Here is a 13,406-nt window from a genome sequence, read left to right on the forward strand (position 1 = left end):
GTTTTTAAAAAAATGTCCTACATCGTTTGCGAAAACCATGCGGCAGAGAACACCTCTTTAACGTTGTGATAAAATTAACTTAACCTTAGCGATCAATAATTCAGAAAAGGGTATACAAAAATCCGAAACCCTTAAAAATATAGGCTTCACGGTGAAAAATTTACATTTTCCGTAAATTACTCTGAGAATTTCTTTGAATAATTAGAAGGCGTTTCTCCATATGCTTTTTGGAAGCATTTACTGAAATATTTTGGGTTTCTAAACCCAACTTTATAACTCACTTCAGAAATATTAAGAGTTCCTAATTCAAGAAGTTGAGCCGCTCTTTTCATTCTAAAATGTTGAATAAATTCATTAGGAGTAAAATTAGTCCATGCCTTTACTTTAATAAATAACATGGTACGACTTACACCTAATTCAGAACTGAATGATGGAATATCAAATTGTTCATTAGGAATGTTCTCCTCGACTATAGCAATGGCTTTTTTAAGTAATTGCTCATCTACAGAGGTTACATTTATCTCCTCGGGAGAGAAGTCATTTGAAGAACCAAATTTTTCTTTCAGTTTTGCCTTACTATGCAGTAAGTTTTTAATACGTAATTGAAACTCATTTATATTAAACGGTTTACTTATATAATCATCTGCACCACTTTCTAGTCCCTCTAGTTTATATATTAAAGAAGATCTAGATGTTAATAGAATCACCTGTATATGGCTAGTTCTAATATCCTTTTTAACATTTGCACATAGCTCTGTACCTGCCATCTTAGGCATCACCACATCACTTACTATTAAGTCTGGACTGTTTTTAATAGCTAGTTTAAAAGCATCTTCACCGTTATCTGCCTCGATAACATTAAAATCTGGTTTTAATAAATTAACCATAAAAGAAAGTAATGAGTGGTTGTCTTCCACAACTAGTATGGTAGGCTTATCATCGTCACTTAATAGATCTAGATCTTCACTATTTGAAAATGTAGGAAGTTCACTTAACTGCGATGTATATTGAGATAGGTCGTCACTAAATTTAAAATCTTTTAAAATCTCATGATCTTCAAGGTGCTCTCTTCCTAATTTTAAAGCAACTTTAAAACTAGATCCCTGACCTTTTTCACTTTCTATGATTATCGTACCATGATGTAATTCTACTATGTTCTTTGCAATATTTAAACCTATACCGGTACCTTGATGGTATGGAGAAGGTTTTTCTCTATCTGCTTCTACCTCATAAAACCTATCAAATACTTTATCTTGTTCTACTGGTGATATCCCTATACCAGTGTCATTAATAGACACAAATATTTCTCGATCACTTTTAGTCACTTTAATATCAATGGCACCGCCTTTGTCCGTATATTTAAATGCATTAGAAATAAGGTTAAAGAAAACTCTTTCTAGCTTTTTTCTATCATAATAAACTAAAATCTCATCTTCTACAGACTCAAAGCTGTAGTCGTACTCTCCTACTTTAGCATATTCATTAAAACTAAGATAGATCTCTTCTAGAAATTTAACAATATTACCTCGAGCGCTTTGTAGCTCAAATTGATTTTGTTCTAGCTTTCTAAAATCCATTAATCTATTAATCAATTGTAAGAGATGATTTGCATTGCTCTCTACAACGAGTAATTTTTTGTACATCTTATTACTTCCCTTATAATCGGCAAGTAATTGCTGCAATGGCCCTAAAATGAGCGTAAGAGGTGTTCTAAACTCGTGAGAAATGTTTGTAAAGAATTTTAATTTTGCCTCGTTTATACCGCGATCTCTTTCTTTCTGTAATTGCTCGAATTTAAGCTCTTGCTGTAATCGAGTTTTAGATTTTAACACGTTAAGAATAAAATAAATCGCTATCCCTAGGACTAACGCATATCCTAATAAAGCCCACCAGCTCAACCACGGAGTAGGTTTAGCAGCCACATCTAGTCTAGTAATACCGCTTTTTGCTCCATCTCCATTAACACCTCTTACTTCAAAAACATAATTTCCAGAATTTTGTAATGTATAGGTAGCCGCATTTTGACTAGTAACATTCCAGTTTTTTTCTAGACCGCTTAACCTGTATTCATAAGTACTGCTCGATGCGTTATGAAAGCTAGGCATAGCAAATTCTATCGTAAAATTACGTTGATGATGATCTAGTTTTACCGCTTTCGCGAAAGCGATATTATCAACAACATCTCCCTCATATTCTAAGATCGGTTTACTATCATAACCTGTAGAAAAACCAGTTATCAAAACTGAAGGGACGAAAGAATCTTTAAACAATCTAGCGGTGTTAAAACGTGTAATCCCAGATATACCGCCAAAGAGTAAATCGCCATTAAACAATTTAATGGCAGATCCATTGCTAAACTCATTACCTACAAGCCCGTCTTGCTTACCTTTAAGTGCAATTACCTTTTGTTCTACAACATCATACTGTAACACGCCTTGATTACTACTTAACCATAAATAACCATCTTTATCTTGTAGAATAGCGTGAATGGTCGTTATATCATTTCCTTCATAATTAAGAGGCACCTGATTAAATGTGTCGTTAGATTTCACAAAAAGTCCATGAGCCTTAGTACCTACCCATAACTTATTATCAAAAGACTGGAAGACAGTTAATATATTAAAACCAGCCGCTTGATTACTGTTGTACAAATAGCTTTTTATATTTTTATTCTCATCAAGAGCATTTAATCCATTTTCTGTTCCTATCCACAAAGTTTTATTATTGTCTAGCAATAAGGTTCTCACAATATTGCTACTCAAACCATTGCTTTTATTAAAAAATGACACTTCTGCATCTAGCAGGGTAGACACCACACCTATTCCTTTACCAGCAGTACCTATAAATAACTGGTCTTGATCTTTGGCAAAAGCATAAACCCCTGTACTAAGCAAAGAATCATTTATCGCAGCAAATCTATCTTCCTTTTCAAATGAGTTGGTATTGATATTATAGATTTGAAAACCATGAGATAAAGTACCGATAAACAATCTATTTTTATCCAGATAGCTGGATTTTATATTATCATCCAACAACTCACTATTTGCTGTGGTTAGATAAGAGAAAAGTTCTGTCTGTAGATCAAGGATATTTAATCCTCCTTGTTCTGTGCCTATAAATAAATATTTATCATTTGCTTGTAACGAGCTTACGACAGAATAGTTGAGACCTGACTTTTCTCCATTGTTTATATAATTTATAAAATTACCATTTGTAGCGTTCCAAATATTTGCACCTCCATAATAGGTTCCTACCCATATAGATCCACTAGAGTCTTTATGCAGTGATTTTACCAAATTTTTTGAGAGGCTATTTTTATCTTCTAGATTATTTTGGAGATGAGTTACTATGCCGTCTTCATAAATATAGATACCGTTATCGGTACCGATCCATAATCGTCCAGAATTATCCACCCTTAATTTTCTAATTTCATCAATCTTTTGAACTTTATTGATAGGATGTGGAACTATTGCTTTGGTCTTTTTGTTATAAATTAAAACCCCAGAGCTATTAGTGGCAAGTAAATAGTCATCACCAACAGCAGGAATTAAATCTGATATATGTTCATCTTTAAAAACTGGTATTTTTTGGGCGTCATATTTACCTTTATCTTGCTTTATAATTAGCCACAGACCATTATTAGAAGCTACTAAATAAGAATCGTTTTCTAATTCTAAAACACTTTCTACTTTTATTGCAGAGTGATTTACATTAAAAACATCATTATAAAAAACATTTTCTTGAGGGTTATAGATAGAAAGTCCCTTAGAAGTACCTAACCATATATGACCATCTTTTGTAGCGTAAACTTCTTGTATTTTATTACTTAGAATAGAATTAATTCCTTCTTGTGCAAAAAATCGAGTAAACAACTCTGTCCTAGGATCATAATTATTTAATCCATTATAGGTACCTATCCATAATTTACCATCTAGACCTGTTTCTAATGATAATATGTCGCTACTACTTAAAGAATTATCATTACCATCTTCTGTTTTAAATACAGAAATTTTATGACCATCATAGCGATTAAGACCATCTCTAGTGGCTATCCATACTTGCCCTAAATTATCTTGTTCTATGGCAGTAGCGCTACTTTGAGACAGACCGTCATCTGTAGACAAATGTTTAAATTGAAAACGACCGGTCTGGGCAGTCGCAATACAAGAAAAAATAAATATAATGGCGCAAAGCGATCTACACATAAAGAGTAAAATAAGTTGGGGTTTAAAAATAGTTAAATAGTTTGATTTTAAACCATTTTACGCTAAGCTTAGATAAACTACTATGTAATAAGTTAGTTGTCTATTTTTTTTATTTAATTCTTATTGATTCCAACGGTTACACAATTGACATTACTTATGAAAATTAGTATAAATGTATTGCGCAAATAGAAAACAAATTGCGACTTTTAGGTATCTAAATTAACTAGCGTTGCCGTGTTAAAAAGACAGGTATAGCGATTAATATCATAGAATACATACCACTCTTAAGATAAACACAGAAATCGCTGTGTTATCAAAATCAAATTATCTAATATTGGTTGAGGATTAATATCCAGACACTTTAATTTTTTTGAACAACCATTTTTTACCTTGTTGTTGTACTTCTGGGTACATCCAGTGGGCAGCATCATATGCGATCTCTATGGTTTTCTTTGCTTTTATCTCCTGTAACATAGCGGTAACAGAGCTGGCCGGAACTATATTGTCATTATAACCATAAGCATAATAACCTGGCGTTTTAAGATTTCTAGCAAAATTCACGATGTCATAATATCTAGCTACTGCTCTTTTTTCTTCTGTAAAATCAAATCCTCTTTCAAAAATTCTAGGCCAGCCACCTGCGCGCCCATTATTAAAACCATCCAGATCTGCTAGAGCCGGATAAAATGCCGCAATAGCATCTACCCTATCATCTAGAGCAGCTGTCATTATAGTAAGCGCTCCACCTTGAGATCCACCCATTACTGCTAGGTTATCACCATCAAATTTATCAATCGTATGAATAAAATCTATCGCTCTAATACAAGCGGTGTACACACGCTTGTAATAATACGCATCACGGTCGTCCATTCTATTCCAGTAATATTTATATAAAGCTCCTTTATCAAGGTTATCATAAACATCGCTGCCATATAAGTTTACTGGTATACCATGAATACCTATTTGTAAAGAAATAACGTCATCACTCTTATTAGTGCCTTTATAAGAACGCACACCTGCACCTGGAACAGTTAACACAGCTGGATAAACCCCTTCTTTTTTAGGCATCATTAAAATTCCATATATGTAAGACTTCTTACCGTGATTAAATCTTATATGATAAGCAAGGTTCTTATCTGTATCCTGCTCTGGAAGTCTTGTATACTGGGGATTCAGTTCTATTTTACGGGCTTGTCTTATAGCTTTTTTCCAAAAAGAATCAAAATCTGCTGGCATTTGAGTAAAGGTCTTGATATTATCCACATCTATTCCTGCTGTGGCAGTATTAGAAAAAGTCTTGCCATTCTCTTTATAATTTACCGTTAACCTTAAAAAACCTGGTTGATCCATCTTAATTCCCTCTATAGTACCATGACCTGTTTTAAGTGTAATGGTAGAATTAATAATAGGTAGCATTTGTTCTTCAGCAATGGTATATTGAACCTTTGCATTCTTTACTAGTTTACCATATTTAAAAATAGAGATCTCAAAGTCTGCTCTTTCACCTACTTCATATTCATAACTATCACTTACCGGAGCAACTAGAATTCTAATAAGATCTTCTTTTTGTGATTGACACACTCCAGATAAACCTGACATTAATAGTACTAGTATAATATAATTCTTCATGTTTATAATTTCAAACTTGTTATAATTAAACATTCCATTTCACTTTCTCATTCCATAACCGATCATAGCTGTTGAGCATATTGAGCCTTATACAAAACCATTGTTAGTATGTAAAACATGGTCACATCTCACTACATAAACCAGTAATAATTATAGATATGGATTATGTGGGTATCTCGCTTTCGCGAAAGCGTAACCTTCAAACTACTTCTTCCTAGAATAATTAGATCCGAAAGTTTTAAATAACTTTCTGAACCTACACCTTCAATTACTCGGCACTTAACAAATATCCAATGTTTATATTTCAATAGTATCACATCGTATAAAAGTTATTACCATTGTATCTTAAATTGCTATTATTAGTTTCAAATCTCATGAATTACTAATATATTCTACAACTAGCCATTGAAATTTAAAACATCATTAAGACATATCTAGTAATCTTAAAAATAAAAACAGCCTTATCCTACTTAAAAAGTAAAGATAAGGCTGTGATTAACATCACTATTTAAGTGAACTTTATTTAACTAGAAACTGTATAGTTTCAGATCCTTGCGTTGCATTAACTTTTACAAAATATGTACCTGTATTTAAAGAAGTAACATTTACTCTTTCTGTATAGCTAGCAACATTCATTACAACCTGACCAGTTACATTATAAACTTGCAAAGTATCCCACTGACCATTATCCATAGTAATAGAAATAAAATCTTGAGAAGGGTTAGGGTATAATTTAATAGTACCTAAAGTAGCTGAAGACACACTTAATGTGTTTCTTACCCCAGGAGTACCTTGCTGTAAAGTGCTTCTACTACCATAAGTAGCGGTAGCTCTATCCCATGCTGAAGACATATCGTTTGCAACATTATCAAAAGTATTTGATTCCCAACTAGCACCACCAGAAGTACCTTGAGCAGGCCACCCTATAGGTGCTGTACCATAACCATAGTCATAAATTGCCTCATCAATAACAAGACCAGTATCAGAGCTAAGAACGATACCGTCAGTCTCATTATCTGTTTGATCTGAATCGTTAAAAGAAGATTCATTATTGAACCTAGGGAAACTAGTACCCATTAAATTTACTGGACCACCTACTGGTGAGTCAAAACCATATGCATAAGCCACGTTTGTAATCCCATCATTAAGTGTCGCGTCAGAAGTAGGTGAGAATACAGCATATGAACCTGGCGCTACTATTACTGATGTAGTAATTTCATGAATACGGCTACTAGAAGATTCATCACCTATAGTCCATCCCATCATGTCAATAGGATTAGACGTAGTATTATAAACTTCAAACCATTCCGTGTTTGCTTCAGTACCGTCTGGGTCTATCATCATTTCTGTAATAACAATATCTCCAGCATTAATAGCTGCTGTACCACCTGCAGAGAAATTTGCTAATCCTGGAGTCCCTACAGCTCCATCTGTACCATAAGAAGCAGTGCTTTCTAACCAGTTTGCAGCAACATCATTAGAAGCACTATCTAGTGTAGAGGCATCTAACTGGTAACTTGTAAACTGTGGAGCACCTTGTGCTGGCCATGCGTTAAGTCCTGCATAACCAAAACCGTAAAGAATTTCATCTATCAAAACTCCTGACGCTGTTTCTAGTCCGATACCATCGTCATTTGTAGATCCACCAGAATACGTTGTTTCATTGTTCCATGTAGGCCAGTCTGTTCCTACACCTGGAGTTGCTGGTCCACCTACTGGGCTATTGTAACTGTATACATATATAATATTATTAGTGGCAGCAGTCATACCGCCATTTAACAATACATCTGTACTATTTGCTAATACAGCATACTCTCCCGCTGGAACCATCACTGGTGTAGCAGAAGTGATAACGTGAGCTCTACCGTTACTAGATTTATCTAAAATGGTCCATCCATTCATATCAATGGCAGTAGAAGTTGTGTTGTAAACTTCAAACCATTCTCTTACTCTCTCATCACCGTTAGGATCGATCATGATCTCTGAAACAATGATATCTCCTGGAAGTTGCGCAAAAGCAAACATTCCAAAAAGCATAGCTATTAAAGGTAATTTTGTTTTCATAAATAAATATGGATTAAATTAAAATGACACCAAAATAGTATAGCTTCTACAGCATGAACTGTATAGAGTAATAATCTTTTTTTTACTTAAAGCGGCATTTTAAACAATACCGCTTTTACTATATATTTTGATTTAAAAAATATTTTCTTTTTACAATAGAGCTAAGTCTATCCTGCTGGTCTAAAGTCATCAGTTACATCTACTGCACCAAATTCAGTAAGAACTCTATCAGTAACAATCAACCAATCAAAATTGAAATAAGCTGGTACTGCTGCACTACTACTACCTGGTGTAATTCTTAATTCAAAAACATTAGCTACACTAGACTGATTTGGAATAAATCCATTAAGTCTTACGGCGTGAAGTTTCCAGTTATTACCAGTATTTGCCTCAGCTCCTTGAAGACTACGTCTATTAGCAGAACCTGTACCTCCTAGGTATATTTTAAATGCCATCTCAGTATCTTCAGTATTCATCCAGAAGTGTAGTACTGGATTATCACCGTAGTTACCAGCGTCTAGAATATTATTGAATGTTGCGCTAGTCGTAGTATCATGAATTTTTGCTCTACCTACTGTAGAACTAGTAGATGTATTCATCTCTAGCGCATAATAATTGTTACCAGGAAATGGTGGCTGAGATACATTACCGTTAACAGAAACAACAGCTAAAGGATCTTTAGAAGCATCAATTGCAAAAACAGATGCAGAATCTGAATCAAATTCATATAATTGCTCAAACTGACCGTTAATATATGGTAGACCTGTTTGCGATATAGTACCACCTCCTTGAAAGTTAAGATTAACGTCTACATATCCAGTAACGATTGAAGTAGGCACATTAAATCTTACTTCAGTAGGTGTTTGTGTTGTAAAAACAACATTAGTACCATTTACATTACCATCAGTAATAAGGTTCATATCTTGACCTGTAACGATTACTTCATTATCACGAGTTAACACAGATGGAAAACCACCTATAGTAGGCTGTGGAAGAATTACTTCAAAACCTGTTGCTATAATTGTAGATTCAGGGCCGGTAGAAGATAAATAGTTAATAGCTACATCCACAAATCCTACGTTATTAGGAACACGAATTACTAAAGCTTGATCTTCTTGAAATTCAATAACTGCTGGAGTACCTCCAAAAGAAACTTCTGTTACACCAGCTAGATCAGTACCAGTTAAATTAATAACAGAATTCACATCGCCTGCCGCAGGTAAAGTATTAGTCACTGCAGGAACAGGATAAGTAACTGTTAGACCGTCTGCGCTTTCAGCTTCTTTCCCTTGCTCTGTTACGATCTTGATCACTCCACTCGTTGCATTATTAGGTACTTGAATTTGTAATGTTTCACCTGTAATTCTAGATGTAATAACTGCTTCAACATCATTGATATAAGCTTCTGTAGCAAAGTTCAAAAATGTACCTTCTACTGTAACAATAGAGTTTACTGCAGCTGTACCAGGTGAAAAAGAAGTAATAGTAGGCTGTGCCGACTGGATCTCCTCTACTGTTTGGTCTATCTCAACATCTGCATCACAAGCGATAAACACTCCAGCAAATATGGTCAAAACAACAAGTAATTTGTATATGTTTTTCATGATTTGAATTTTTAATTTCCTATTTAATTAATCCGATATTCTTTTGATCTGTTCCTGCATTTAAAAGCTCAGAATTACTTTTTAATGAGAAAGACTCTAAGCTACCCCACTTAGGGTTAGTTCTTAATATATTATTATCTGAAGCGCCTCCCGTGATTTTCACTTTACCGCTATTATAAATAACACAATTTTCAATTTTTTGATTAGCACCTTTTAACTGAATGATACTTTCAGTATTTCTAGAATTATCAATGATTGAATTTTTAATGCTAACATTTTCTATTCCTTGGACTTTTATAATTCTACCTTTTTCAGAATCATCTACTCTATAAAAGACACAATGATCTATTAAAAGGTTTCCACCAGTAGTCCCCAATTCTTTACCTTTTCTAGAATAGTTAATTGCAAACTCTTCTATATCTGTAAACGAACTGTTGAAAATCATTATATTTTCTGCATTATACTTACCGTCAGAACTTTTTTCATAAGAAAGATTCAGACCTCTAAAAGCGTTCTTAATATGTGTATTTGAAAAAGAGATTGTATCTGCCTTAGTACCTTTATAAGCTTTATAGACAGCGCCTCCATCAGAATTATTAAAATTATCCAACCTTACATTGTGAACAAAAAGGTTATAAACTTGAGTAGTAGCATTATTAGGAGAAGTAAACGCATACTTCACAGCATCGTTTCCTTCATTAGCACCGTCGATACTAACATCTTGAACAGTCAAAGACTTTGAACCATCCATTCTAAAAATATACTGAGGTGTTTTCTCTACATTTTCAGCTATCTTAATAAATGTTTTATCTATCCCTGCACCTTTAATAGTAATTTCATTGGCTATTTTATTCCCTTTAGAAAGAGAGTAAATACCTTCTTCAAGAATAATTGTAGTGGGACCTATCGTATTTTTAATTGCTTTTTCTAGCGTACGTTCTCCTGGAGCGACTTTAACAACCACTTCAGACACTTTCTCAGCAATAGCTCTCATCTCTGCTATACTGATAAAACTTACACCTGCTTCAGACACTAAGGCCAATGGTGGCTTAAAGTTACCTGGTACAACTGCACCAGCTCTCAGATTAGATCTAAGAGTTCCTGTAGCGTCAACACGTACTTTAGGTTTCGTTTTTACTCCTACAAGTAATGAATCAAATTCTCTAGACGGCACAGCGATACCATTAACCGCAGTCATCTTAAAATCTATCGTCTTTATTCCTTTAAAATCCTGAATAACAAAGGTACTTGCGACATTACCGTCCATATGAATACCAGTTACATCTCCAAATGCAGCTGCAACTAACGATCTATCATTACTATAAAAAAGATTATTTAAAAACTTAGTATTCAGTGGTGCGGCATCAGCTCCTTTTCTGGAATTAATTGCTAGTGCAACTGGCGCAGAGTTAATGATAGTATTGTTTTGAATAATACCGTTTTCAACCTGATGGTAGCCATTCAACTCAGTATTAGGAATTCCATTCATGATAACTAAAGGTGCTCGATATTCCTTTCCTTTTATTCCTATTAAGATGTTATTCTGAACGATATTACCTTTATTAATCATTCTGATACCACCAGACTTAGGTACATTGTTACCTATAATGACGTTACCATCAATTAAATTATTATTACCATGACGTAGAGTAATAGTCCCTTCACTCTCTAGAATTAAATTGTTACGTACAATGTTATTCCCAGATTTAATAGAGATAATTTCTATTTCACCATTACACTTTTCAAAAAAATTATTCTCTACTATAGTACGAGAAGATTCCATCGAGTAAGTAGAAGTACCTATACGTATAGTCTCGCCACCATTAAACCCTAACGGTATGCGTTCACCAAAATAATTATGGTCAATCCTATGTTGATTATCGGCACCATTTTTAAGTCTAACAGCTACCGTAGGTCCCTTATTAGTTTTACCTAAAAAAGCACAATGATCTACTCTATTATTCTTACCATGTAATGCTACATAATAAGAAGTAATATCTCTTTGCTCTGGCCCTACACCTATTATGGCACAATTAGTCAGTCTACTATATCTCGCAGGCGTATCTGAGTCTGCCTCAAATCTGATGACATTATTTTTTCCGGTATCTCCACCATCAAACCATAATCCATGAACCTCTAGATAATCTCCTCCTATTCTCAATGAAGAGCTACCTGTTAATTTTACTTTACCAGGTGTTTGGGCTCTAAGAACAACTGGTTTATCAGCAGTACCATTAGATTTAAATTTAATGTCTATATCACGCCATTCTTGATCTGCCATGATAATAGTATCACCTGGCACAGCTTTTTTAATAGCTGCATTAAGAGATTGAGAATTATCTACTGGTATATTTTGCGCTTTCGCGAAAGCGAAACACAAAACAAACCATATGATTATGTTAACTCTAATCTTCATTAATAACCTACGTTTTGTGCAACTGACGGATTTAAATCGATCTCATACTGAGGAATAGGAAGCAAAGTCTGAAACTGTTGAATAGGCGCAGTATTGAAAAATGGTGCGTCTGGATCATTGTATTGAAAATCTGTTGCAAAGTGATTATTCATTACTGTAACAGCTCTATTATTACGAACTAAATCAAACCATCTGTGATTTTCAAATGCAAATTCTTTACGTCTTTCCTCTTCTAGCGCTAACTTAAATTCAAAGAAAGTATCCACATCTGTTGCAACTGCGTCAGGTTGGTTTGCTCTATTTTTCACAAGGTTTAATAAATCTACAGCTTCTGTAGTTGGACCTGAATTTTCATTGATTGTTTCAGCAAGAAGTAAAACAGCATCTGCATAGCGGCTGATAACCCAGTCGTTAGGAGCGTCATCTACATTACCAAAATCAGAATTATATTTACTGATGAAACGTTCAAAATTTGTATTACCAACATTATCAACCCATGAAGTTGAAAAGTTAACACCAGCTCTAGGATCATTTGCAGCATAAAGAGATTCCATACCTTCAGTAGGAACGTTAAACTCATCTCCACCACCGAATACTACAGAATTTTCACTCGCTCTAGGCGAGAATAAATTTGCAAATGGAGCACCTAAACCTACTAGGCCTGATTGATAACGAACTGCAAAGAATATCTCGTCATTCATTTCATTATTGGTATCAAATACATCTTCATAGTTATCTAACAGACGTCCACCACTAGAGGAAACTACATCACGTAAAACAATCTCTGCTCTTACTTTACTATCACTAGTCCCTAATGTTAGTAATGCTTTACCTAATTCTAAACCTGCAGCCCATTTGGTTGCTCTACCTGCTTGATCAGAACCATAACTGTCCGGTAAATTGTTATAAGCAAATTCTAGGTCTTCTATAATAACTGTATAAGCCTCTTCAATACTTTTACGCTCTAGGTTTCTAGCCTGAGAAGCATCAACTGTTTCTGTAACTATAAATACACCACCGTATAATCTAACTAAATTAAATAAAGAGTGACCTCTTAAAAATCTTGCCTCGCCTTCATACTGTGCTGCAAGAGTTGCATCTTCTACTACATCTATCGCTTCAATTACGTGATTACTTAAACCTATAGTTTTATAAGATGCTCTCCAGTAGCTAGAAGTAAATTCATTTAATGGGTTAGAAACGAACTGATCTAACTGACGGTAAGGTACGTTTGCATTTTGTGAATTATCAAAACTTAATTGAGTATTATCACTACGCAATTCTGTAACCACCCATTCATCAAATTGTTTTTCTTGTAAAGAATTATAAGCTCCTATTATACCAAGATTTACCTGATCTGCATTGGCATAAAAACCATCAGCACCGATGTCTGATATAGGTTCTAAATCTATAGCGTCCTCACATGAGTGTAATGCAGTTGCAATTACTATTAAGGCGGCTATTTTATAAATATATGTCTTCATCATG

6 protein-coding genes are annotated in these 13,406 nt (G+C 34.3%); all 6 read right to left on the reverse strand.

Annotation, left to right across the window (positions count from 1 at the left end; translation table 11 throughout):
* Nucleotides 1-176 precede the first annotated feature (176 nt).
* Nucleotides 177-4,205: a two-component regulator propeller domain-containing protein gene (locus ACJJVN_RS02845; protein ID WP_405377068.1), complete on the reverse strand. Its 4,029-nt coding sequence runs from the start codon at nt 4,203-4,205 to the stop codon at nt 177-179.
* A 345-nt stretch (nt 4,206-4,550) separates the two neighbouring features.
* Nucleotides 4,551-5,834, reverse strand: coding sequence for an acetylxylan esterase (locus ACJJVN_RS02850; RefSeq protein ID WP_405377069.1), 1,284 nt, complete (start codon nt 5,832-5,834; stop codon nt 4,551-4,553).
* A gap of 519 nt (nt 5,835-6,353) precedes the next feature.
* Complete coding sequence (locus ACJJVN_RS02855) at nt 6,354-7,898, reverse strand: lamin tail domain-containing protein (protein ID WP_405370766.1); 1,545 nt, start codon at nt 7,896-7,898, stop codon at nt 6,354-6,356.
* A 167-nt stretch (nt 7,899-8,065) separates the two neighbouring features.
* On the reverse strand, nt 8,066-9,502 hold the full coding sequence (locus ACJJVN_RS02860; protein ID WP_405377070.1) for an IPT/TIG domain-containing protein: 1,437 nt from the start codon (nt 9,500-9,502) through the stop codon (nt 8,066-8,068).
* A 19-nt stretch (nt 9,503-9,521) separates the two neighbouring features.
* Nucleotides 9,522-11,918, reverse strand: a complete 2,397-nt coding sequence (locus ACJJVN_RS02865; RefSeq protein WP_405377071.1) for a polysaccharide lyase 6 family protein — start codon at nt 11,916-11,918, stop codon at nt 9,522-9,524.
* The gene (locus tag ACJJVN_RS02870; RefSeq protein ID WP_104515754.1) at nt 11,918-13,402 is read right to left on the reverse strand and encodes a RagB/SusD family nutrient uptake outer membrane protein; all 1,485 of its coding nucleotides are present in this window, start codon (nt 13,400-13,402) and stop codon (nt 11,918-11,920) included. Before ACJJVN_RS02870 ends, ACJJVN_RS02865 begins: the two co-directional genes overlap by 1 nt.
* Nucleotides 13,403-13,406: the final 4 nt, after the last annotated feature.

It is taken from the genome of Nonlabens sp. Asnod3-A02, assembly GCF_045063755.1.
Classification (GTDB): domain Bacteria; phylum Bacteroidota; class Bacteroidia; order Flavobacteriales; family Flavobacteriaceae; genus Nonlabens; species Nonlabens xylanidelens.

What these genes read in the sequence shown, in the direction of transcription:
- ACJJVN_RS02845 (WP_405377068.1), bottom strand. Translation starts at nt 4,205, where the DNA reads ATGTGTAGATCGCTTTGCGCCATTATATTTATTTTTTCTTGTATTGCG.
- ACJJVN_RS02850 (WP_405377069.1), bottom strand. Translation starts at nt 5,834, where the DNA reads ATGAAGAATTATATTATACTAGTACTATTAATGTCAGGTTTATCTGGA.
- ACJJVN_RS02855 (WP_405370766.1), bottom strand. Translation starts at nt 7,898, where the DNA reads ATGAAAACAAAATTACCTTTAATAGCTATGCTTTTTGGAATGTTTGCT.
- ACJJVN_RS02860 (WP_405377070.1), bottom strand. Translation starts at nt 9,502, where the DNA reads ATGAAAAACATATACAAATTACTTGTTGTTTTGACCATATTTGCTGGA.
- ACJJVN_RS02865 (WP_405377071.1), bottom strand. Translation starts at nt 11,918, where the DNA reads ATGAAGATTAGAGTTAACATAATCATATGGTTTGTTTTGTGTTTCGCT.
- ACJJVN_RS02870 (WP_104515754.1), bottom strand. Translation starts at nt 13,402, where the DNA reads ATGAAGACATATATTTATAAAATAGCCGCCTTAATAGTAATTGCAACT.